Origin of the sequence: Paenibacillus sp. SZ31, assembly GCF_012912005.1 — a bacterium.
Classification (GTDB): Bacteria; Bacillota; Bacilli; order Paenibacillales; family Paenibacillaceae; genus Paenibacillus.
Map to the genome: position 1 here is coordinate 71,478 of NZ_JABBEA010000008.1, position 22,049 is coordinate 93,526.

The following is a 22,049-nucleotide window of genomic DNA, read 5'->3' on the forward strand; positions in this document are numbered from 1 at the left end:
AAGATCAATACTGGCGGAATGTTAAATAGATAAGGAGTGGTTTAAGATGACGACAAAACAATCAGGCACCTACTTCCCTGCCGGAGTAGTTGAAGAATTCCTGCCACGAATCGGAAGAGTAGTTGAAATCCAGGATCATCAGCTTGCTGTCTTTCTTGCATCGGATGGTACCATCTTCGCTGCGGATAATCACAACCCCCACCCTAAGGGTGGGCCACTGGCTGAAGGCATTGTGTCCGGGCATTATCTGTACGACCCACTGTATGATTGGAAAATCGACCTGACTACCGGTCTTGTGCAGGCACCAGACAATGGTCAAGTACAGATGTATCCGGTAAAGGTAGAGAACGGCCAGGTCTGGATCGAAATATAGCTCCATTGAAACGTTCAAAGATTGATGCAAAATAATGGGGGAAACCGTGATGTATACACCAAGTGTTGAGGGAATTATTGAAGCTGCGGTTAAAAAACGGGATCAAATGAACGCAAGTCTGCCACGTTACATGGTTGCTGCCTTGATGGCTGGTGCCTATGTAGGACTTGGCATCGTTCTGATCTTCAGTATTGGTGCTCCGCTCCTTGCAGCACAGTCACCACTGCAAACCATGTTGATGGGCATGTCCTTCGGACTCGCGCTCACGCTGGTCATCTTTGCCGGATCGGAACTGTTTACAGGTAACAATATGTTCTTTACCATGAGTACGCTGGCAGGCCGAACTACAGTTAACGATACGCTGAAGAACTGGGGACTCGTCTTTGTCGGCAACCTGCTCGGTGCGATTCTGCTCAGTCTGCTTATAGTCGGTAGTGGCCTGTTCAAAACGGCTACGCCGGAACATCTGTTATTCGTCGTCTCTGCCAAAAAGATGGCCGCTCCCGTATCCGAGTTGTTCTTCCGCGGCATTCTCTGTAACTGGCTCGTCTGTCTGGCGATCTGGATGGCGGCACGCTCCAAAGAGGATATCGCCAAACTTGTTCTCATCTGGTGGTGTCTGTACGCATTTATCGCAAGTGGCTATGAGCACAGTGTTGCCAATATGACATTGCTGTCTTTATCCTGGTTGCTGCCAAACCACCCAGATACGATCACGATGGCAGGCTGGTTCCATAACATGATTCCGGTGACACTTGGTAATATCATCGGCGGTGCCCTCTTTGTCGGCATGGCGTACTGGTATACTTCGCCGGTACGTAAAAAATCATAATTTTTGATTCAACTGCACTTATGTAGCCTAGAGCACAACATCTACACACTGAAGCCATGATGGATGCCGAACTCACGTTCAATCACACATCGTGGCTTTTTATTGTTTGTCGATAAGTGCGTACTCTCTCGTACGCCTCCCTTTCATTCTCTCGTCCTTCTATAGAGAATGAAAATTTCATTTTACCTTTGACGCTATCCGCGTTAATCCACAGTTGACATAGCTGGCGTATAGTCGATGGATACTCACACTTATACTCAACCAGCAAAGGATGAACGCTTATATGGGAATTCACACGTACTTCAGGTCACTCAACGATCTTGAACGTATTATTCGTACACCGGGCAAATTCAAATTCGAAGAACACAGCGTATCCGCCCATTCCTGGAAAGTCGTACAGTACGCCAAAACACTTGCAGATATTGAGGAGCAACATGGTGTCAACATTGATTGGAAGAAGTTATACGAAATCACCAGCAGTCATGATTATGGCGAAATCTTCATCGGTGATATCAAAACACCCGTCAAACATTATTCACTGGAGCTGCGTTCGATGCTGCAAAAGGTGGAAGAAGGCATGGTTGAACATTTTATTAATGAAAATATTCCTGAAGAGTTCCAACCTATTTTCCGCAGACAGCTGCGTGAAGGTAAAGATCAATCGGTGGAAGGACTGATTCTGGAAGTCGCAGACAAGATGGATCAGGTATACGAAGCCTTTGCCGAGCTCCAACGTGGTAATACGGAGAAAGAATTTATCGTCATGTATCGTTATGCTTTGGTCAAAATCAAAAATATCGACCTCCACTGTGTGCAGTATTTCCTGGAACAGATTCTCCCCGACATGATCGAAGAAGGTATCCGCTCCCCGTTTGATATTCGCAAAATAACCGAAGAAGCTTTGGCCCAGTAATCAGCTCAAGTCAACATGGTGCTCATCATCCATGGACAGAGCTTTTTTTCGTTCCTGTAATTGCAGTCGATACTCGCTAGGATACATTCCGGTTTTGTTTTTGAAGATTCGGCTGAAATAGTGGGAATCACTATATCCTACCTTTCCACCAATGGTCTTGATATCCATATTTTCGTGCGTGACGAGCATGCGCTTCGCTTCATTCATTCGCAGGCCTGTCATATATTTCAGTGGAGTCTCCCCCGTTACTTTCTTAAAACACTTCCCTAGATAGTCCACACTAAAATGCATCTGCCCTGCCATGTCCTGAAGCGTAATCTCATGCATGTAATTCTGCTTCAAATACAGCTTAACGGCCTCTGCGATGTCCTCTGGCTTCACCTGCTCATCCAGCACGGCACTGACATGGGCAAGCGAATCCACAGCGCTCCCAAGCTTCAATTCCATCGCATCCAGCAGTGTACGAAGCTGTTCTTCCGATAATGGTTTGAGCAAATAATCCTCCACCTTGTAGCTGATTGCCTGCCGTGCATACTCGAATTCATGATAACCACTCAGAATGACAATTTTCACATGCGGGTAGGCAAAATACAGATATTTGGCCAGTTCCAATCCATTCATTACTGGCATCTGAATATCGGTTACAACCAGGTCAGGAACGGAATGTTCGATCAGCTGTAACGCTTCCTGACCGTTCCTCGCCTCACCGATCACCTCGAACCGGGTGCCCAGCTCCCTAAATTTGCGCGATACATTGCGGCGAATCAGGGCCTCGTCCTCCACAATAATCGTTCTGTATTTGATCGTCATGGGTTCAGTCATGCTCCTTTCGAATGGAACCACCTATGGTAATCTGGACACCGCCGGAAGGCTTGTTTGTAATCTGCATGTGGGCTGCCGTGCCATACCATAATTTCAACCTGACCCAGATATTCTTGAGTCCCATACCGTTAATTTCAAGATCGGGCATACGCTCCCACTCCTGTGACTGTTCGATGTAATGCATGATCTTGGCAAGTGCCTCGGGTTCCATGCCAGGCCCATTGTCTTCCACGTGGATCTGCCAAGTCTCCTGTAACGCATCCATTTCTCCAGTAATGTTCAATCTCCATGGAGAGGTATCACCCAGTCCATATTTCATGGCATTTTCGAGTAGTGGCTGTACCATCAGCATCGGAACCTGGATATTTTGCATCTCATCCGGAATATGGAACGCATAGTGCAGATCATCCTCGAACCGAATTTTCATACACTCCAGATATCGCTCACAATAATCCAGTTCTTGAGACAGTGGAACCCCGTTCTTACCCGGAGTAGAAATATAACGGAGCATGGATGCAATATGACCACAGAACGCGACAATCTGCTCATTCATGCCTTCTTCCGCCATGATGCTAATATTCGTGATGTTGTTGTAGAGAAAATGCGGGTTCATCTGGGATTGTAACGCCAGTAATCTCGCTTCTGTCTCCTGGGATTTCATCGCCAGCCTGTCCTGAAAAGATTGTACAAGTTGCTGATTCAGCCGGATAAACGTATCATTCAGCTCATCCATCTCCCGGATGGAACCGGGATGCTCCAGCTTGAACAAATGTGCCGAAGCCTGACCTGATATCAGATCGTTCTCACCCGTCTTCTGGATAATGCGCTGTAAGCGATGCAGCGGCAAAGTGACCCGTTTGGAGATCAGATATGAGAGAACCAGAATCAGCATCAGGGTGGCTAACGTGGCACCGATAAACATCACAGCCATCCGATTGAGACTTGCGAAAAGGGACTGCTTCGACTGCATGACAACAACGGTCCATCCCGTCTCCTGTGACGTCATATACGTCATCATTTGCTTGGAATGATTCAGAGGATCGGTTACTTCTTGCATGGTATCCGATGGAAATGCACGATTTTGAATTAAGTCCACATCATCGAAATGACCTACTTGGGAAGCATCGGCATCTGAAGAAAGTGGATATAACCGTGTATTTTGTTCATCCATCACATAGATGCGAAGCTCCTCGTTACTCGCCTGTAAATCATTCAAATGCTGGAACAGGGTTCCGGCATCCTGCAAAATCTCAACCACGCCCTGGCTGACATAATTGCCATCTTTGTATACCCGGGTAAGGGATATGTAGGGTTGTTCTGACTTCCCCTCCCCTGTTGGCATGGGTAAAGCTCCCCCCTCTAACAGACGGATCACTCGCCAGCCACTCCGCTCCCAGGTTTCCTTGTACCAAGGTCGCTGAGTCAGATCCACCGACAGTTGACCGTTGAATGCACCCGCTCCCAGCATCTTGCCGTTCACATCATAGATATTGGCCTGCTTGGCTGTATTGGAGCTGCTGATGATCGCCAGTATGACGTCAATCAGTGTGGTTGTATCTTTGTACAATGCGGGGTCACTCGTCAGTGTCTGTTCACTGTCCTCCGCTGGTGCCAAGTAGTGACTGAAGTGTTCCTTTACCAGATTGGAGTACACGATATTCATGGAGAAGTTGTTCATTTTCACCACTTCCTGATCCAGATTGCCAACAATCGATACCCCCAGTTGTTTCTGCTGTTCTTCACTTCGATGACGAATGTCACTTGCGAGAAAAACATACAGAAGCCCCGCCACAATCAGCGAAAAGATAATAAATACCGCAGAGTAATAGGCAAACAGACTTTGCTGAAGCGTTCCAAATCGATACCGCAATCCCCAAACACCTCGTCCTATGATGATATTGGTTACACCCATCGAAAATGTCCACCCAACAGAACGCTTTTGTCTATTGAGCGCATCCCTTGTTCGCAGTAAAGTTATCCACATAAGAATACGCTTACATTAAGCGTTTCGGCAAGTGATAATTTTCTTTATATTCCGGGAGGTTCAATGATGAGAAAACGATTTCTATTTTCGCTTGCAAGTGTGCTCTTGCTCTCCACCCTGCTGCTTGCCGGATGCAACTCAGGGAAAAGTGCTGAAGGTTCGGGTAAGGTGACACTCACATTTGGAACAAGCCAATCCGGTATTCCGCGTACAGGCATCATGCAGACGATGGCCATGGAATATGAGCAGGAGACGGGTGTCAAAATTGACTTTCAGGTCGTACCTGACGCACAGTGGCGTGACCTGATCAAGGTGAAGCTGGCCTCTGGCGAAGCACCTGACATTTTCAATGTCGATGTGGACCCTCTCAGCATGCCGGCCAACGTAAGACCGGAGGAAAATGCCATTGACCTGACCAATGAGGAATTCACAGGTCGGATGTCCGAAGAGATTTTGCCAACTGTCAGTCACAATGACAAGGTGTACGGGGTTTCTTTTGCCCCATCGAAAATCTGGTATGTGTACTATAACAAACGTATCTTCGCAGAGCTTGGCATTGAGCCTCCTACATCCTATGCGGAATTCAAGGCAATCAGCCAGAAAATTAAAGAAAAAGACATCATTCCGTTCTATCAGGCACCTGCCAGCGGGTGGTATCAGGTTCTGCCTTTGTTCGAAACGGGGCCTAACTATGAACAAACGACAGCAGGAACCTATGAGAAGCTGAACAATAATGAGATGAAAGTGGCAGATATGACACAGCTCAAGACAGTCATTGAACAGTTGAAGGAATTTGCGGATCTCGGTTATTTCGGCAAAGACTTCTTGTCCAATACCGTTGAAGCGGGCATTGAAGCGTTTGGTCAGGAAAAAGCGGCTATGTTGCTGCGGGTGCCAGGTACGGAAAAGGAAGTGTCCGAAGCGTATCCGGAAATGGAAGACAATATGGGATTCTTCGTCATGCCATGGGGAGACAATCAGACGATTGGAGTGAACCCGGGCGGATCGGCTGCGATGTTCGGTAACAAAAACAGTAAACATCCCGAAGAAGTGCTGAAATTCTTCCGCTGGATTACCGAGCATGATCATCTGCAACGTGTATTCGATGAAGGTGAAGGTAACCTGACGATCTGCTGGCCCGAAATCGAACCGAAGCTGACACAGGATTATATTGATTATGAGAAAAATCATGAAAAAGGTACGGTCATGCAAGCCGCTGTGAAATACATTGATCCACAATGGATGGATATTGGCAAGGACTTGTCAGGTATGTTCGCCGGAGCCATGACACCGGATCAGATTCTGCAAAATATTGATAAACGTCGGGCTGAACAAGCCAAAGTGTTGAAGGATGAAGCGTGGCAATAACAGCCTATCTTTCAGATAAACATAAACGCTGAACAGCGTTACATGCAGCGGGCATTTGCCCGCTTGTGTATTTTGGCAGGAAGGAAAGGTGTTACGGATTATGAATGCGAACAAAATCTATCCCTGGTATTTCTCATCTGGAGCGATTGTATTATATCTGCTGTTCATTGTCGCTCCCGCCCTGCTGGGCATCTATTATTCCTTCACCGACTGGAACAGCTATAGTTCGGAGAAGAACTTTATTGGACTGGAGCATTTCCGTACGATTCTTGCGGGTGATCCGACCTATCTGCTTTTTATCAAAAATACAGTCCTGTTCACCCTGGTAACATCCATCGCCAAGACGGTTCTCGGCTTGTTTCTGGCCCTGCTGCTGGTCAGCGGTGTAAAGGCCGCCAATCTGCATCGGATGATTATCTTCTCCCCGCAGGTGCTATCGTTCCTGATTGTTGGACTCGTGTTCAAAAGTCTGCTCGACCCCAACAACGGGTTCGTTAACGTGACTCTGCGTTCCATGGGACTGGACGTTCTCGCCCAGAACTGGCTGGGCTCCTTGACCTGGGCCATGCCATCCATTATGGCAGTGGATACGTGGAAAGGCATGGGATACATCATGGTGCTGTTCATCGCCGGACTGCTCGCCATCCCCCGCGATTATTACGAGGCAGCATCCATTGACGGCGCCGGGTTCGGGCAAAAGCTGTTTCGAATTACGATTCCGATGCTGATGCCTACCATTACGATCGCCACGGTACTCAATATTACGTATGGGTTGAGAGTATTCGATGCCATATACGTGCTGACCAATGGTGGCCCCGGTAATGCCACGGATGTCATTAACACGGCGGTCTATTCTTCTTTTGCCAAAGGATATTGGGGACTCGGAAGTGCACTATCCACCATCCTGTTTGTCATCATGGCGATCATCTCCTTCTTCATCATTCGTTTGATGAATCGAAAGGTGGAATACTAAAATGCGATTGAGAAAAAGACTGGCTTCGATCGGGTTAAATCTACTCGCTTGGCTGCTTAGCCTGGTGGTCCTGATTCCTTTTGTCGTCATTGTACTGAATTCATTCAAGTCGGACGCCGAAGCCAAGGTGCTGAAACTGACGCTACCCGAGAAGTTTATCTTTGAAAATTACAAAATCGTCTATGAACAAGGACACTTGGGAAGTTCTTTTTTCAACAGTCTGCTGCATTCCGGGGCCTCTTCCCTGCTATTGGTGTTTGTTGTGGCCTTCTCGGCCTTCACGTTATCCCGCAACCATTCGAGGCTCAGCAAGTTTCTGTACTTCTTCCTGATTCTTGGCATTACGCTGCCACTCAACTACATTCCGCTGATGGAAGTCATGAAGTCGATGGGTATGATCAATTCACATCTCGGCATGATTCTACTCTATACGGCCATGGGGATTCCGATCTCGCTGTTCATTACGTATGCGTTTGTGTCTAACATCCCGAAAGAGCTGGATGAAGCCGCGATCATGGACGGATGTAATGGGATCAAGCTATTCCTGCGAATTATTGTGCCTTTGTTAACCTCGGTGCTGGTAACGGTATTTGTCCTGAACTTCCTGAGTGTCTGGAATGAATTCACTGCTCCACTCTATATGCTTAACACGGTGGAGATGTGGCCGATGACGCTGGCTGTATATAACTTCTTCGGGCAATTCAGTGCCCAGTGGAATCTGGTCAGCGCAGATATTGTGCTCACGTCATTGCCTGTGTTAATTGTGTTCCTCATTGGGCAAAAGTATATTGTTGGGGGACTAACTTCAGGTGCAGTGAAGGGGTAAATGCTACGAAATCTATTAGAGGTATAGTTACTGTTGACCATTCTGCCAGATGTATCAAAGATGAGAACTTAATGCATCTGGCTATGCACAAGTTCTAGTTGACAATAGAACGTTTTGTAACTAATATGGTTACAACGGTGGTGATCATCCATGAGACAAATCAGCAGTCGCTTTTCCATTGCGGTTCATACCCTGTCCCTGATCGCTGTTATGCCCAATGAATGCACCGGAGATGTTATCGCTCAGAGTGTGAATACGAATCCCGTGATTATTCGGCGGATTATGTCCAAGCTGAAACAGGCGGGTCTGATCGACGTCAGACCTGGTGTGGGCGGTGCTTCCTTGTTGAAAGATCCGGCGGACATTACCCTTCTCGATGTATATCGAGCGCTTGAGGTCGTGGAGGATGGGGAATTGTTTAACTTTCACAAACATCCGAACCCAAAATGTCCGGTGGGCAATATGATCGAACACACCTTACGTGCCGAACTCATTGAGGCTCAGACAGCCATGGAACAGCGCTTGAATCGTGTAACCATACAGCAGATGATGGATCAGATTCATGTCTCTGAATAAAAAAAGCTCATAGTGAGCTTTTTTTAACCCTTTCGTTGTAATCACACCTGTTATAACATTTTTGATTACAACCATATGCAAACAAAACACATACCCTAGGAGGAAAAGAAGATGAAAATTTTGGTTACTGGCGCAACAGGTCAATTGGGTTCACTGGTCGTAGAGGCATTGTTAAAAACGGATGCTGCCAAGGATTTGGCAGTCAGTGTACGTAATCCGGAGAAAGCGGAAGCACTCCGCGCTCAAGGCGTTGAGGTGCGTCACGGTGATTTCGATCAACCGGAGACGCTGGAGAAAGCTTTTGCCGGTGTAGACCGTCTGTTGCTCATCTCCACCGATGGTGACAATGAAACGCGTATTCGCCAACATCAGACTGCCGTGGATGCTGCCAAGAAAGCAGGCGTGGGCTTCATCGCTTATACAAGCGTTGTGAAGGCAGAGAAAAACACCCTTTCCCTGGCTGAAGTACATCGCGCTACAGAACAGGCTATTCGTGAGTCTGGTATTCCTTATTCCCTCTTACGCAATAACTGGTACCTGGAAAATGAAGCAGGAAGCGTGCAAGCAGCTACGCAAGGCGCACCTTGGGTTCATGCCACCAACGACAGCCAAGTAGGCTGGGCTACACGCAGTGATTATGCCCATGCTGCTGCAGCTGTGCTTACAGGTGAAGGACATGAGAATACCGTGTATGAATTGTCTGGCAAACTGCGCAAGCAAGCTGAACTGGCAGCCATTGTTGGTGAAGTGCTTGGACAGGAAATCAACGTGCAAAACGTGGACGATGCCGCTTACGCTGACATCATGAAAGGTGCAGGTCTACCGGACTTTGTCGTATCAATGCTCGTTGATATGCAAAGTGCCATCCGTGAAGGCGCACTGGCTGTAGAAAGTAATACATTGGAAACATTGCTTGGCCGTCCGGCTCAGCCACTAAGCGAAGGTATCAAAGCAATTGTAGGCAAGTAAGTTTTGGATATGAGAAAGGGACACACCAACGAATGTTGGATGTGTCCCTTTTTGGTATAGCTAACGATTAATACAACGATATACAACTTGAACGGATGACTGTACACTCAACCCAGTAATTGCGACTGCAATTCGATGTAGGTATTTGTGATTTCCACAACGGTTCATCGCTCATGACTCAAGAATATAACGTGCGGGAATATGATCGGCCAGCCAGATATTTTCGTTTCCATGATAAAAGAGGATTCCATCTATGGCCGCTTGAGCAGCATTGATTTTCAGAATGACAGGCTGATCATCACGTCTTCGTCCCACCTGAGTGGCCGTATCGATATCTGCGGACAGATGTACATATTGCCTTTGCCGCGGCTGTAAGCCATGTTCCATAATAGAATTTACTGCGCGTGCCGGGGTACCATGGTAAAGGGTTTCCGGTGGCTCAGCAGGTGACTTGGATATCTTGTGCGGAGTCGAATGTCCATACAAGGCCCGGATACGGCCTGAAGAGATCTCATGTCTCTTTTTCTCCGAGGCTTGAATCATCTGCTCCAGATCGTCTTCCGTCACTTCCTTCCACTGCGGACTTTCATGCAAAGCCACCAGCAATTGCGAGATTCCCACCCAGCCCTCTTCGTCCAGCTCCAGCTCATACTCCCACGGGGCATGTCGCAGAGCGTATGAGAGTTCCTTGCTTAATTTCATCAGATCCAATGCGATCACTCCCCAAATCTAATAAAACTCGTCTATTACTGCGATTGAACCGCTGTTAAAATCTCCTGAATGTTACGAGCCAGCCCTTCATCGTCTTCCTGATTGAATTGATGGTGCCCATCGATCCCGCGATGAATAATCGTGTTCATTACGGGATGAACTTCACGGTCGGAAGCTACCCGTATCAGGTCATCTGCAAAATCGACGGCCTGTCGCTCGCTGTAGTTGAACGGCTTAATCAGCATCCGAATACTCAAGGCATGAGCCTGTGGCTCCGCCAGCTGATCCCGATGCGTAATGCCATATATCGCACCAAAACCAAACGCAGCCATCACCTGACGCTCCAGTTCTGTCGTCTGTTCCAAAGGCGTACCAATCAGCTCACACATTTTGTCCACCATCTGCTCCAGCTCATTTGCCGCCGCAGCCAGGATTACGTCATTAATATCGTCAGCGTTGATAAATTCAGTCATATTGGTTTTCTCCATTTCTGAGCCGTATTTGATCCATTCTCTCAGACTCTATGAGAACATTGTATCGGAGATAGGGTGTTCCTTTCAAACTTCTCTGCGGATAGACAAGTGATGATTCAGCTTACTATGCAGATTGAACTAAAGAATATTTAACCTTGCCACTTCGATGACAGAACAACCTGCTGATCGCTGTTATGATAAAAGCGAACGCTCCGCTTCTTCAGGTTATTTCTGCCCTCTACGTTCTCCTGTACATGTTTAGTTCATTCACAGAGTACATGAAAATCTCTATTTATGCGTAGAGCAGTTTGGTAAATGCTCATATGCGTCATTGTTAATCCCCGCGTGGTTCATCGTTTGGCGCAGCTCCGAAACAAACTCCATAAAATAGACTTCAGGACTGCGGCTTCCGGCATAATACTGCAGGTCATAATCGTAATTAAACCTCGAATACACATTATGCAGATCGTCAACCAACACCTTTTTCATAGCCTCTCTCGTAATAGCCGGGTCCATATTGCACTCATTGACCAGGGTCTGTAATGTCTCTTGTAGAGCCTGCTGATCGTAGGATGGGTTAGACAACAGATGCTGCAAATCATACAGATCTTTGAAGCGGGGCCTCACTATCGTCTGATGCAGTTTCCATGCAATTTGAATGGAGAGTGGTACGGTGTGAGGAACGACAAAAGCTTCACCAACTAGGGGTTGGTACGATAGAGCAACAGACTTCTCGTCCAAGTCGAGGTTAAAGGATATATCCAGATGCAGTTCATCCTCATCTTTATACTCATTTTCGACCCTTGGTTCACTATCAATATAAAAGGCAAGCTCCGTGTTCACCGTTGGAAAATCATCCGCCATGGCGTAGTCTATTCTTCGCCAGAAGGCATTCTTACTGAAGCTTCGGAATACGATACCGTCATTCAAATCCATCTCTGTTACCCGGATCATCCAGTCTGTAAAGATTTCATTGGCCTGATCCTCAGTCTCAATTCGACCTGTATACAGAAAGTCGATGTCGTCCACATAACGAACATTGGGATTCTCCAAATACTGTCTTGTCAGTAAGCTTCCTTTTAATACAAATGGACTATTCACCAGAGAGGCACGCTTCAATAGAGCTTCCAACACAACAATAAATCTCTCATCCTCATTCAAGGTATGTAATTGTATATTTTTTCCGGACATCGTTCTCCTCCTCCATTCATCATACTCAACATCCGATTAGATCCATCCACGATCCAGTTCTTCTCTGCTATCGTAGATGCATAGTTCATATTGCTGTTTTAACAGTTCGATCTTGTTCATTTGCAAAATGTCATGTATTTCTTTCACTCTACAATAAAAATGTTCTGCACTCTCATATTCCCGGACGGTTACAAATCTCACTTTTCCATCCGCATTCAGCGAGTTCCGTGAGATATGTCCGCCTGATTGGGCGCATAACTGCTTCAACGTGCCCACATCATCAACATATACTTTACCGTGCCATTCAAAATAAGGCTTAGACTGCACCAGCATCGGCTGATCAAAATACGTCTCTTCCTTTGCCGGAATTTCCACCTTCGTCCGAACAACTGTGAATCCGCTATCCCGAAACTTCGCGGTAACCTCTTCAATAATATTCTTCACTTCTTCATAATCTGCGCTATGTACAATGCCAGTGATCATCGGTTGATTAATATATTCACCTTGGTCCAAGACGATCAATACGGGTTTCACGCTCTCTTCATTACAGATGTTGATAAAGGTTTCTTTCTTCTCATGTTTCAGATCACTCATGGTTACATGATATTCAAATTCCATCGGGCCACTTCCTTCTACTAATCTTATGATATGAAATAATCATAATAAAAAAACCAAATCTCCTCTTTTAAAAGTCGAATTGGTTTTCATTTGTTGTACGAATACACTTATCTTGCATACCATTTTATAAAAGAGATAAGAAATTTTATGAATTACGCCGTCTCATGCTGCTTTTTCGGCTCCACTTCATAGACCTGTGTATGTTCATTCTCGACCAAAGACCATTCCACCGTACCTGGTTTGCGCACTTTCCACACCCAGGCTTGAACTCGGAGCGAGCTTCTGACCCAAGCCAGAGAAGCACAGCGTTTCTCAGAACGCACCGACAGCCCCCAATGAATAACACGAGCCAGCCAAGGATTCACATACTCATTATGTGAACGAACAGATGGCAGTTCATCCTGGAACAACCGCTGCTTCACGTCCATAGGTGGCTGCCCACATGTCCAATAATGGAGCAAAGCCGCCAGGCTATAGATGTCCGACATAGGTCCCTGACTGGATTTTTCTGAATAGAACTCCAGCGGGGAATAACCTGCGGATGTAAATATCGCCTGTTTCTCTCCAGATTGCATAGGCCAACGGGTAGCTGAGCCGAAGTCCAGAAGTTTGGGTGTACCGTCCTCCATCACCATAATGTTGGAAGGTTTCACATCCCGGTGAAGAATGCCTTGCTTATGTATATAATCCAATGTGTCCACCAGTGGAAGCAGCGTCTCCGTTATGAATGCAGCATCGAGCGCATGATTGTGTTCATTCAGATACTCGGTCAACGTAATCCCTGTGCAGTATTCCATAACCAGATACCCCGTATCATTCGCTTCAAAATGATCCAAATACGAAACAATATGAGGGTGATCCAGTGTCGATAACAGTTCACCTTCGAGCAGAAATGCAGTCAGCAACTCCTGATATTGCCCGCCATATCCCCGCGATGAACAGAAGACTCCCCGCTTGTCTGCCTGACGTTCAGCCAGTCGCAGTGGGAAAAATTCCTTAATGGCTACCTTGGCACCTGTATTACGATCCCGCCCTGCATATACAATAGCCAACTCACTGCTGGCCAATACCTGTCTCACCTGATATGTATCATTTATAATCACATTGCGTTGCAATGCCATTTTGCAATTGTCTTTTCTCATAACAGACCTCTTTTCAACCTTGTCGATCGGAAGACTTTCCGCGTAAATGCATCATTTGGTCCAGCCAGTAAGCAATTCATCGCCAACCATCTATATAAACCAAATGATGCAATTTGAAACACCCCTACGCGAAATATTTAAATATTAATGATATCAAGCTTTCTACGATCTACTACTAATCCCTATTCACACTATTATATAGAAGAAACGGGTTCTCTTGTATAGAGTATCGACAGATGGGATGAATTACTTTATTAAACTGGAAAAATACATTTCTCCGTTCAGCTCTTGCAGCTTTTTTTAATAATTCTTTTGTAAAAACTGCCCTATTTCCTCGTTCATTTGAACCAATACGTCCTGTGAAGGAAAATGTCCTGTATCATACTTGATGGCTTGAACATTCGGAATAATCTTTTGAGCCCGTTCAATACACTTATCCGCAGGGAAAAAGACATCCTTCTCCCCCACCAATAACAAGGTTGGTGACGTATAGTTCACCAGTTCTTCCCGCTCCGTGAGCTTGGGCAGATCCTGATCTATGCTGACGTATTTGAAAAGTTTGCCGATAATGTTTTTGTCCATTTCTTTCATGCAGTTGCACGACATGGTGTCCGTAATTTTTTGCAAAGAAGATGGTGAAGACGTCATGCGGTACTTGACGAGCGGCAGCGTGATATCCTGAGCTGTTTTGATTTTGGAATTGACCGCGAGACCGGCAGGAGCAACCAATACGGAGCACGAAATGCGTTCCGGAATATAAGTGGCCAATCTGAGTATAATGCCTCCTCCAAACGATGGACCGATAAACGCACTCTTTTCGATATCATAGTGATCCAACAGATCCGACACCCATAATGCCAAACTATCAAACCGTGTCGAGATGCTGGCTTCCTCACTATAGCCGGGATGACCAATCGTATCAGGAGCAATAATCCGGTATTCTTTAAATAAGGAAGAGAACCATGACAACGTCATCGGGTTCACACAATTACCGCCCTGAAGAATAAATAACGGCTTGCCATCTTGAGGACCTGTCAATAAAACATGCGTCTTCCCAAAACGTGTCTCCACATACTCCCGTGTAAATCCCTCACCCAACTCATTCAAATAAATCTCATACTCTTCAAGAATGCTACTCTTGCCTTCTTCACTTCTGTAAATGGAACTCATGTCTGCCTCCTGCAAAATATACTCAAATAACCCATTCTAGTGAATGGACTTGCTAATCAAGGACCAAAAAGATAAAGAGGGCCTGCAGATGACAGGCTCCTCCATATGTTTAACTAATCATATTCAGATGATTATAGAGCGGAAACTGGAAATTGTAAATATCGATTCTAATAGACAAGAAATAAAGGAGGCATCTAAAAGAAAAATACTTACTTCCGACCGTAATCTGCCTTGATTTCGCCCCACTGTTTCGTCTGCCATTTCAGCACTTTATTGCTGTACGTATTCGTCTGTAGCCACTGCTCCGCACGTTCAATCATCAGCCAGATTTCTTCTGTGGAGTTGTCTCTTGCTAACGTCGTGGCTACTTTTTTCTGCTTCAGCCATTTCATGGCATTGACCGAGTCAGTATACACCGTTTTGGTACTGCCTTCTTTCTTCAGATGTGCGAGGGCATGTACGATGGCCAAAAACTCGCCCAGATTGTTCGTGCCTTTGGAGATCGGTCCGACGGAGAAAATAATCTCACCTGTGCGGGTGTCTACCCCTTTGTATTCTACAGGTCCGGGGTTCCCTCGTGTACCCACATCAACAGAGATGCTGTCGTAATCCACTTCTTCCGACGTTTCCATGCCTGCGCTTCTTCCGCTACTAGCGGACTTCGTCTTCGACGCTCCGCCTGCACTTGAACCCCAATTCCCTTTCCATCCTGCACGATACGCTTCTTCTGCAGCCGCTTTCGATTCATACGATTTATATTTTGCTCCGGTATAATGATCCGTCTGCGCTTTGCAATCTGCCCATGTGCTATATACGCCAGGCTTCTTACCTTCCCAGACAACATAGTATTTCTGTTTCGCCACTGTGACCCGCTCCTTCATTTGCTTCATCAATACCCTATTGTAAACGATTGGGAGGTCGGAATGAAAGCAGTGGTTCGTCCTTTTGAAGAAAGAAGGTTATGAAAACTCTCCTATGTCTGGAGGATCACCCCCATGTTCTCAACATTTCTAAAGCTACTTCCAAAAGCTTGCTTTGATTGTTTTGCATTTGTAGTTCAATTATTTGTTGATACCTAAGTATTTGTGAATCTGTTAGCCTATCCATCGCTTGCTCCAATAACATGAATGACTGCGCACTCACTTCCAGACTGGAATCCCCGATAAACGGGATGATGTTCTCTATATGTAGTATGTAGTCCAGGTGTTCAAGAGCGTATAACAATGTGCCTCTGCTGCCCAAAGTCTTGGGGTCTGTTATGACTTCCACTAATGGCTCGACTGCTCGATTATCTCCAATGTCAGATAAAGCGATGGCAATTTCATTTCGTAATACATTGTTTTCTGTAGATTTTAAAATCTCAATCAGAAAGGTTAATTGAGATGTATCCTTTTTCTCACCAATACATGCTACTTGTTGGATAGCACCTTCCATATCTCCTTTAGAAAGCATTTCTTGTATTATGTTCGTATACATCGTACGTATTATCACTCCTCTTTTGTTATAAGAAAGGACTACTTAAATAACATCGGTAATTTCCTTATTTTAGGATGTAGGATAATAGTCCCTTTATTATGGGACTATTTCACTTCATCCTCTTTCTTCCTTTCAATTGCATAATTCACCCAACTCCAGAACAGCCTAAGAATACAGAACATACTGGACTAGAAAGGAATACAACCTATGGACTGGATATGGAAATCCGTTTTACTTGTACTTATCGGCATGATTCTGCTACGAATTGCAGGACGTAAGTCGATCTCGCAGATGAGTGTCGCCACAACGGTCATCATGATCTCCATCGGAACAACAATTGTGCAACCTATCGCGAATCATGAGCTTGGCAAAGCAATTGGGTCGGCATCGGTCTTTATCGCAACATTGCTTGTGGTGGAACAGCTGCAATTGAAATTTAATGTTGTTGAACGGCTAATGAGTGGCAGTTCCAAAATTGTGGTAGAGGACGGAAAGGTCATTATCCCGAATCTGAAAAGTATGCGTTATACGATGGATCAGCTCGAGATGCATATGCGGCAGAACGGAATTACAAGTGTAGACGATCTGGAGACGGCAACGGTGGAACCCAATGGTCAACTCGGTTACGTGCTAAAACGACATGCTCGTCCCGTGACGATTGGAGATCTGGAAGAGATACTACGAAACTATACGATTACAGGTAGTAGTCCAGCAACGGGGGATCAGCCGCGACAACATAACAGCAGCAAGTCTTCGACGCCTAACGATAACTCCACAGATATTTTCCAAGAAGTCAGCAAAGGTGCTCATGCTCAGCCCGTCGACCCTAAGCTTCAATAGACGCGCCCTAACCCCCTCAAAAGAACAAAAGACCGGCCCTGAGAGCATGCAATAACATCGCTCCAACAGGTACGGTCTATTTTTACTTCATTTGATTATTTGCAAAATTACTCCACGTCATCCAACCGAAGATATAGTCGTAATCAACGTGTACTCAGGTAAGCGATACCCAAGCCACCCGTAACCGGGTTCTTATAGATTTCACAATCGACATCGAAAACCTCGCCAATCATCTCGCGAGTCAAAATATCAGCCGGTTTGCCATGTACCACAATCTGGCCCTTTTTCACCACATAGAGATAATCGCAATATTCTGCGGCGAGTTCGAGATCATGCAGCGCTGCCAATATGCCAATGCCGAGTCCACGGACAATATTCAGAATTTGAAGTTGGTATTTGATGTCCAGATGGTTCGTCGGCTCGTCCAGGATCAGGAATTCAGGCTGCTGTGCCAGCACACGCGCCAAGACCACACGCTGTTTCTCTCCACCGGACAGAGACACGTAATTGCGATCTGCATGTCCAGTCAGATGTACTTTTTCCAGAGCCTGCTCCACGATTTCGTGATCCCGTTCATTATCCGTCTCCAGCATTTTTTTATGTGGGGTACGGCCCATCATGACCATCTCGCGCACCGTAAAATCAAAACTCAATTCATTAAATTGGCCGACAACGCCCATATGCCTGGAAACGATCTTCGGGCTGGATTTGAGAATATCTGTATGATCCAGAAAAACCTTTCCTTGCTGCGGTTTGATCACTTTATAGATGCTCTTGAGAAGCGTTGACTTGCCACAACCATTCGGTCCGATCAGCCCAACGAACTGTTTGCCGTTCACCTGTAAAGAAATGTCCTTGATGATGTCCGTGTTTAGCACAGAGATGGATACATTTTCTACGTTCAGTTTCATGTTTAATTTCCTCCAAAACCGTAGCCTTTTTTGACCAGCATATACATAAACATCGGCGCACCAATCATAGCCGTAATAATCCCGATCGGCAGCTCCACGCTGGATATGAGGGATCGTGCAATCACGTCAGTCCAGATGAGGAAAATAGCTCCAAACAGCACGGATATAGGCATCACTTTACGATGGTCCGAACCCACCAGACCTCTCACAATATGCGGAATAATCAGTCCGACAAAACCAATCATGCCACAGCTTGCCACCAGCACGCCTGTCACCAAAGCCGTTAACAACATGTAAAGTCTGCGATACACACTCAGATTAATACCCAGCGTAACCGCTGCTTCATCCCCCAATAACATCGTATTGAGAACTCTGGACTGCAACAGGAAGAATAGAATCGCCACCAGCACCACGATACCGACCAGTGGAAGCTTGTTCCATCCGGAAGCAGCGAGGCTACCCATGGTCCAGAACGTCACCGTTTTGATGCCTTCGGCATTGTTGGCAAAATAAATAATAAAATTGGAGAAGGCGCTGCACAGCGCGTTAATCACCATTCCGGCAAGCACCAGCTTGACTGACGTCATTTTACCCCGAATTCCCGCGAGGGTTAACACCAGCAAAGAGGCCCCCATCGCTCCGGCAAATGCCCAGAAAGCCACACCAGTCTGGCCCAGCCAGCCAATCGCACCGAAGCCAATGAGAATGGCAAAAGTCGCTCCAAGTGAAGCGCCTGAGGATATACCCAGTATGTAAGGATCAGCTAGCGGATTCTGCACAGCAGCTTGCATAACAGCACCGCACAAGGCCAAACCTGCACCGATAAACATCGCCATCAGCACACGCGGAAAACGAATCTGCCAAATGATATCAGTAAAGGAGCCCGCCTCAATGGGTGTTGCCCCCCATTGAAATCCCGTTAATTTGTATACAAGAATACGATATGACTCCGCCAGCGGAATACGAACCTGTCCAATGGAAACCGCGATTCCTACGGAAATAAGCGTAATAATGATTAAAGCTGCAATCAGTAAGGCAAATCCGGATTTACTATGAATCAAAGACTCTCTTTTCCCCTTGCGCTGTGTCTGAACCTGAACCGTCTGTGCCATCTCTTCCCCCATCAATTCGCGTAAAATGTAGAACAAATTAAATTCAGCTATTTACAAAGTGTTTTCTCGGATTATAATTGAGAATGATTATCTTTGTCAATTTAAAACACATAGAAAAGGGGTTCATCGTTTAATGAAATTCACATCCAGAACTATTGGCTTCGCTGCTCTAAGTCTCCTGTTACTGCTGCTTGCAGCCTGCTCGAATGCTTCAACTTCTTCCCCTGCCGAAGAAACAACTTCAACAACTAACGCGACAGAAACTTCAGCTCCTGCTGAGAATACAAATAAAACGATGTACCCGCTCACCATTGAAAATTTCACGATCTCGGGTGAGGGTGGCGAGTGGAAACCCAAAGTGCAAGTATTCGATAAAGCACCTGAACGTGTTGTTGCGAATACCCAATCTGCGGCTGAGATGCTCATCAAATTAGGTCTGACCGATAAAATGGTCGGTGTTGCTGCTCTATATGGTTCCGTTACACCGGATGTGGCTGATGATTTCGCCAAAATTCCGGTATTGTCCAAGGATTATGTCGGTAAAGAGCTGGTTGTAGGCGCAAGCCCGGATCTGGTACTCGGACGGGGCGACCTGTTCGCTGATGCCGACTGGGGTGTAGGTACCGTGGATGGATTGAATGACATGAACATCCGTACATTCCTGCAAACGACCAACCACAAAGGTACACTTGACAGCCTGTATAGCGATATCGCACAACTCGGTCAGATCTTCGACGTTCAGGAAAATGCCGCAACATTCACAGAAAGCCTGAAAGCACGTGCCGAAGCGATCAAAGCCAGTGTAGCTGATCAGCCTGAGCACAGTTTTGCCTATATCGTACCTGCTACGGAAGACACGATTACCGTAAGCAGCATGCAAAATGATACGTATCAGCTTGATGCACTCAGCCTGTTGAAGCTGAAAAATACGTTTGATGGCGTGCAAGGTGAAGTTAGTGTAGAGCAGCTAATTACAGCGAACCCTGACTATCTGCTCTTGTCCGCTTATGCCGGTTCACCGGATATCGATAAGCTGATTGAGAACCTGTATGCCAACCCTGCCCTGCAAAGCATGAACGCGATCAAGAACAAACAAATCTATATCACAGATTTCAGCCAGTTCTGGGGTTATGGATATCAAATTCTGGACGGTATTGAGAAAATGCAATCGGAAATGAAAGCTAATCCGATTAAATAATGGAGCCTCATTAAACGGTTCATGGAGCCTTGGATTCAATAGTGTCCGTGATTAGATATCGAAATCAAACAGATCAAATGAGCAGGAGAAGACATTCTCACTGCTCTTTTTTTTTGCTGCGCGTGCCAAAAGTCATAGAGCAAAGCTTGACATTAGTTTGATAACAAACTATATTACACGTATGAAAACAAGAGACGCTATTTCACTCATATCCAAAATTAAAGAGAAGGTCAACCGCTTTATCCTGGCCGAGATGGCTGAGCAGGGAATCCAGGATCTAGCTACGTCCCATGGGGATATTATCTATGCCCTGTCCAACAATCAGAGGATGACTATGGCCGAGATCGCCAAAAAAATTGGCAAGGATAAATCCACGGTGACTGCACTTGTGGACAAATTGGTGCGGACAGGATACGTCGTCAAGGAACGTGATGCAACAGATTCGCGAGTTGTTCATGTGGCTTTGACTGTAAAAGGCGAAGAATTAAAGCCCGTCTTTGAAGAGATATCGCAACGCATACTGGATGTGTTCTATACGGACGTTACAGAGACGGAGAAAAAAGAACTGCTTCGAATTTTAATGAAAATTCATAGCAACTTCTAATTTTTTTGGATATATAGTTTGATATCAAACTAATATTATAGAGGAGGTTTTTGGTATGACAGACTACACTCGTTTGTTACCTGAACATGAGGTAAAGAAGATCGGAGAACATGATTTACACTTGGAAATATTCGAAGGAACCCCAGTTCATGACGCCGAAGTAACAACGAAGAAGCCACCTCTTCTATTTGTTCACGGTGCATACACAGGTAGTTGGATGTGGTGCAAATACATCCCCCACTTTGTCCAGCATGGTTGGACCTGTTATGTCATGAACCTGAGAAGTCACTACAAGAGTCGGGTCATGGACATGACCAAGATTACGTTTGACGATTATTTGGAGGATATTCGTGAAGTTTTAGCCGGGATCAACGAACCTCCCGTTCTTATTGGCTTTAGCATGGGTGGCATTCTCAGTCAAAAGATTGCAGAAACCGTTACTCTTGCAGGTCTGATTGTAATCGACGCCAGTCTGAGCAAGGAAGTTCATGAGCTAATCCCCTACCCGCAAAGCAATCAAATCACACCTGGGATCATCATTCCTGCACCTGTCCGTGATGAGCTGACCAGTATAGATGAGACGGCAGATGACATTGCTTTTCAACGTAAATATCTTCAGATGGAGTCTTCGAAGGCATTTAGCACATTTTCCGTGATGTTTGGAGCAGATGGCGGTGTATCCATTAATGGCGACCTGATCCATTACCCCAGCTTGGTGATCAAGGCTGTTTCCTGTGAAGACGAAGATCAGAGAGGCAAATTAACTGCCAAGCAGCTGCATGCTGAATATGCCGGACTGTGGGATACGACCCATACGGGTTTACTAGTAGGCCAACGGTACATGGAAGCTGTCGATATCATCCTTAAATGGTTACACAGACTGCAATCCTTTGAATTAACGGAGAACATTTCAAAATAAAATAAATACCATGTTAAAACCTTCTTTTTACCTTTAATTTTGTATGCA

At 45.8% G+C, this 22,049-nt stretch carries 24 protein-coding genes; 12 read left to right on the top strand and 12 right to left on the bottom strand.

All coding sequences use genetic code 11. The features are described from left to right. Positions 1-46: 46 nt before the first annotated feature. From nirD to HF638_RS16730, 3 genes are all read left to right on the top strand, one after another. Positions 47-373, top strand: a complete 327-nt coding sequence (gene nirD, locus HF638_RS16720; RefSeq protein ID WP_017687170.1) for a nitrite reductase small subunit NirD — start codon at positions 47-49, stop codon at positions 371-373. Positions 374-422: 49 nt separating this feature from the next. Beyond that, on the top strand, positions 423-1,205 hold the full coding sequence (locus tag HF638_RS16725) for a formate/nitrite transporter family protein (RefSeq protein WP_169481212.1): 783 nt from the start codon (positions 423-425) through the stop codon (positions 1,203-1,205). Positions 1,206-1,488: 283 nt separating this feature from the next. Beyond that, a complete protein-coding gene (locus tag HF638_RS16730) occupies positions 1,489-2,118 on the top strand; it encodes a YfbR-like 5'-deoxynucleotidase (protein ID WP_169481213.1) in 630 nt (209 codons plus the stop codon). On the opposite strand, the gene HF638_RS16735 is transcribed toward HF638_RS16730, so the two are convergent. Then, positions 2,119-2,928 carry a response regulator transcription factor gene (locus HF638_RS16735; protein WP_169481214.1) on the bottom strand — a complete coding sequence of 270 codons (810 nt, stop codon included), beginning with the start codon at positions 2,926-2,928 and terminating at the stop codon, positions 2,119-2,121. A 4-nt stretch (positions 2,929-2,932) separates the two neighbouring features. Continuing rightward, positions 2,933-4,852, bottom strand: coding sequence for a cache domain-containing sensor histidine kinase (locus HF638_RS16740; RefSeq protein ID WP_248278178.1), 1,920 nt, complete (start codon positions 4,850-4,852; stop codon positions 2,933-2,935). Between the two features lie 138 nt (positions 4,853-4,990). Here HF638_RS16740 and HF638_RS16745 point away from each other — a divergent pair, with 138 nt between their 5' ends. The 5 genes from HF638_RS16745 to HF638_RS16765 all read left to right on the top strand — a co-directional run bounded on the left by HF638_RS16745 (position 4,991) and on the right by HF638_RS16765 (position 9,636). Further along, complete coding sequence (locus HF638_RS16745) at positions 4,991-6,292, top strand: ABC transporter substrate-binding protein (RefSeq protein ID WP_169481215.1); 1,302 nt, start codon at positions 4,991-4,993, stop codon at positions 6,290-6,292. 100 nt (positions 6,293-6,392) lie between these two features. Next, the gene (locus HF638_RS16750; protein WP_169481216.1) at positions 6,393-7,265 is read left to right on the top strand and encodes a carbohydrate ABC transporter permease; all 873 of its coding nucleotides are present in this window, start codon (positions 6,393-6,395) and stop codon (positions 7,263-7,265) included. A gap of 1 nt (position 7,266) precedes the next feature. Continuing rightward, the gene (locus HF638_RS16755; RefSeq protein ID WP_169481217.1) at positions 7,267-8,091 is read left to right on the top strand and encodes a carbohydrate ABC transporter permease; all 825 of its coding nucleotides are present in this window, start codon (positions 7,267-7,269) and stop codon (positions 8,089-8,091) included. Positions 8,092-8,241: 150 nt separating this feature from the next. Next, positions 8,242-8,667 carry an Rrf2 family transcriptional regulator gene (locus tag HF638_RS16760; protein WP_036668516.1) on the top strand — a complete coding sequence of 142 codons (426 nt, stop codon included), beginning with the start codon at positions 8,242-8,244 and terminating at the stop codon, positions 8,665-8,667. A 111-nt stretch (positions 8,668-8,778) separates the two neighbouring features. Then, on the top strand, positions 8,779-9,636 hold the full coding sequence (locus HF638_RS16765; RefSeq protein ID WP_169481218.1) for an SDR family oxidoreductase: 858 nt from the start codon (positions 8,779-8,781) through the stop codon (positions 9,634-9,636). Positions 9,637-9,807: 171 nt separating this feature from the next. On the opposite strand, the gene HF638_RS16770 is transcribed toward HF638_RS16765, so the two are convergent. From HF638_RS16770 to HF638_RS16805, 8 genes are all read right to left on the bottom strand, one after another. Next, positions 9,808-10,347: an RNA 2'-phosphotransferase gene (locus HF638_RS16770; protein ID WP_169481219.1), complete on the bottom strand. Its 540-nt coding sequence runs from the start codon at positions 10,345-10,347 to the stop codon at positions 9,808-9,810. A 35-nt stretch (positions 10,348-10,382) separates the two neighbouring features. Further along, positions 10,383-10,820 carry an Imm48 family immunity protein gene (imm48, locus tag HF638_RS16775; protein WP_169481220.1) on the bottom strand — a complete coding sequence of 146 codons (438 nt, stop codon included), beginning with the start codon at positions 10,818-10,820 and terminating at the stop codon, positions 10,383-10,385. A 288-nt stretch (positions 10,821-11,108) separates the two neighbouring features. After that, positions 11,109-12,011, bottom strand: a complete 903-nt coding sequence (locus HF638_RS16780) for a nucleotidyl transferase AbiEii/AbiGii toxin family protein (RefSeq protein ID WP_169481221.1) — start codon at positions 12,009-12,011, stop codon at positions 11,109-11,111. A gap of 36 nt (positions 12,012-12,047) precedes the next feature. Next, complete coding sequence (locus tag HF638_RS16785; RefSeq protein ID WP_169481222.1) at positions 12,048-12,629, bottom strand: hypothetical protein; 582 nt, start codon at positions 12,627-12,629, stop codon at positions 12,048-12,050. A gap of 152 nt (positions 12,630-12,781) precedes the next feature. Then, a complete protein-coding gene (locus tag HF638_RS16790; RefSeq protein ID WP_169481223.1) occupies positions 12,782-13,771 on the bottom strand; it encodes a serine/threonine protein kinase in 990 nt (329 codons plus the stop codon). Positions 13,772-14,071: 300 nt separating this feature from the next. After that, positions 14,072-14,941 carry an alpha/beta fold hydrolase gene (locus HF638_RS16795; protein ID WP_169481224.1) on the bottom strand — a complete coding sequence of 290 codons (870 nt, stop codon included), beginning with the start codon at positions 14,939-14,941 and terminating at the stop codon, positions 14,072-14,074. A gap of 209 nt (positions 14,942-15,150) precedes the next feature. Continuing rightward, positions 15,151-15,804: a ribonuclease H gene (rnhA, locus tag HF638_RS16800; RefSeq protein WP_169481225.1), complete on the bottom strand. Its 654-nt coding sequence runs from the start codon at positions 15,802-15,804 to the stop codon at positions 15,151-15,153. Positions 15,805-15,928: 124 nt separating this feature from the next. Beyond that, a complete protein-coding gene (locus HF638_RS16805; RefSeq protein ID WP_169481226.1) occupies positions 15,929-16,417 on the bottom strand; it encodes a HEAT repeat domain-containing protein in 489 nt (162 codons plus the stop codon). Positions 16,418-16,624: 207 nt separating this feature from the next. On the opposite strand from HF638_RS16805, the gene HF638_RS16810 reads away from it, so the two are divergent. After that, on the top strand, positions 16,625-17,257 hold the full coding sequence (locus tag HF638_RS16810; protein ID WP_169481227.1) for a DUF421 domain-containing protein: 633 nt from the start codon (positions 16,625-16,627) through the stop codon (positions 17,255-17,257). Positions 17,258-17,400: 143 nt separating this feature from the next. Here the strand turns inward: HF638_RS16810 and HF638_RS16815 are convergent, their stop codons facing one another. Both HF638_RS16815 and HF638_RS16820 read right to left on the bottom strand, forming a co-directional pair. Next, a complete protein-coding gene (locus HF638_RS16815; protein ID WP_169481228.1) occupies positions 17,401-18,168 on the bottom strand; it encodes an ABC transporter ATP-binding protein in 768 nt (255 codons plus the stop codon). A gap of 2 nt (positions 18,169-18,170) precedes the next feature. Continuing rightward, positions 18,171-19,280, bottom strand: a complete 1,110-nt coding sequence (locus tag HF638_RS16820) for a FecCD family ABC transporter permease (protein WP_211175675.1) — start codon at positions 19,278-19,280, stop codon at positions 18,171-18,173. Between the two features lie 133 nt (positions 19,281-19,413). Between HF638_RS16820 and HF638_RS16825 the strand changes: the two genes are divergently transcribed. From HF638_RS16825 to HF638_RS16835, 3 genes are all read left to right on the top strand, one after another. After that, positions 19,414-20,478: an ABC transporter substrate-binding protein gene (locus HF638_RS16825; RefSeq protein WP_169481229.1), complete on the top strand. Its 1,065-nt coding sequence runs from the start codon at positions 19,414-19,416 to the stop codon at positions 20,476-20,478. Between the two features lie 157 nt (positions 20,479-20,635). Continuing rightward, complete coding sequence (locus tag HF638_RS16830) at positions 20,636-21,082, top strand: MarR family winged helix-turn-helix transcriptional regulator (protein ID WP_248278179.1); 447 nt, start codon at positions 20,636-20,638, stop codon at positions 21,080-21,082. Between the two features lie 55 nt (positions 21,083-21,137). Continuing rightward, positions 21,138-22,001, top strand: a complete 864-nt coding sequence (locus HF638_RS16835) for an alpha/beta hydrolase (protein ID WP_169481230.1) — start codon at positions 21,138-21,140, stop codon at positions 21,999-22,001. The last annotated feature ends 48 nt before the right edge of the window (positions 22,002-22,049 follow it).

Excerpts from the sequence above, each read along its gene's own strand:
- nirD (WP_017687170.1), top strand. The coding sequence starts at position 47 with ATGACGACAAAACAATCAGGCACCTACTTCCCTGCCGGAGTAGTTGAA.
- HF638_RS16725 (WP_169481212.1), top strand. The coding sequence starts at position 423 with ATGTATACACCAAGTGTTGAGGGAATTATTGAAGCTGCGGTTAAAAAA.
- HF638_RS16730 (WP_169481213.1), top strand. The coding sequence starts at position 1,489 with ATGGGAATTCACACGTACTTCAGGTCACTCAACGATCTTGAACGTATT.
- HF638_RS16735 (WP_169481214.1), bottom strand. The coding sequence starts at position 2,928 with ATGACGATCAAATACAGAACGATTATTGTGGAGGACGAGGCCCTGATT.
- HF638_RS16740 (WP_248278178.1), bottom strand. The coding sequence starts at position 4,852 with ATGGGTGTAACCAATATCATCATAGGACGAGGTGTTTGGGGATTGCGG.
- HF638_RS16745 (WP_169481215.1), top strand. The coding sequence starts at position 4,991 with ATGAGAAAACGATTTCTATTTTCGCTTGCAAGTGTGCTCTTGCTCTCC.
- HF638_RS16750 (WP_169481216.1), top strand. The coding sequence starts at position 6,393 with ATGAATGCGAACAAAATCTATCCCTGGTATTTCTCATCTGGAGCGATT.
- HF638_RS16755 (WP_169481217.1), top strand. The coding sequence starts at position 7,267 with ATGCGATTGAGAAAAAGACTGGCTTCGATCGGGTTAAATCTACTCGCT.
- HF638_RS16760 (WP_036668516.1), top strand. The coding sequence starts at position 8,242 with ATGAGACAAATCAGCAGTCGCTTTTCCATTGCGGTTCATACCCTGTCC.
- HF638_RS16765 (WP_169481218.1), top strand. The coding sequence starts at position 8,779 with ATGAAAATTTTGGTTACTGGCGCAACAGGTCAATTGGGTTCACTGGTC.
- imm48 (WP_169481220.1), bottom strand. The coding sequence starts at position 10,820 with ATGACTGAATTTATCAACGCTGACGATATTAATGACGTAATCCTGGCT.
- HF638_RS16780 (WP_169481221.1), bottom strand. The coding sequence starts at position 12,011 with ATGTCCGGAAAAAATATACAATTACATACCTTGAATGAGGATGAGAGA.
- HF638_RS16785 (WP_169481222.1), bottom strand. The coding sequence starts at position 12,629 with ATGGAATTTGAATATCATGTAACCATGAGTGATCTGAAACATGAGAAG.
- HF638_RS16790 (WP_169481223.1), bottom strand. The coding sequence starts at position 13,771 with ATGAGAAAAGACAATTGCAAAATGGCATTGCAACGCAATGTGATTATA.
- HF638_RS16795 (WP_169481224.1), bottom strand. The coding sequence starts at position 14,941 with ATGAGTTCCATTTACAGAAGTGAAGAAGGCAAGAGTAGCATTCTTGAA.
- HF638_RS16805 (WP_169481226.1), bottom strand. The coding sequence starts at position 16,417 with ATGTATACGAACATAATACAAGAAATGCTTTCTAAAGGAGATATGGAA.
- HF638_RS16810 (WP_169481227.1), top strand. The coding sequence starts at position 16,625 with ATGGACTGGATATGGAAATCCGTTTTACTTGTACTTATCGGCATGATT.
- HF638_RS16815 (WP_169481228.1), bottom strand. The coding sequence starts at position 18,168 with ATGAAACTGAACGTAGAAAATGTATCCATCTCTGTGCTAAACACGGAC.
- HF638_RS16820 (WP_211175675.1), bottom strand. The coding sequence starts at position 19,280 with ATGGCACAGACGGTTCAGGTTCAGACACAGCGCAAGGGGAAAAGAGAG.
- HF638_RS16825 (WP_169481229.1), top strand. The coding sequence starts at position 19,414 with ATGAAATTCACATCCAGAACTATTGGCTTCGCTGCTCTAAGTCTCCTG.
- HF638_RS16835 (WP_169481230.1), top strand. The coding sequence starts at position 21,138 with ATGACAGACTACACTCGTTTGTTACCTGAACATGAGGTAAAGAAGATC.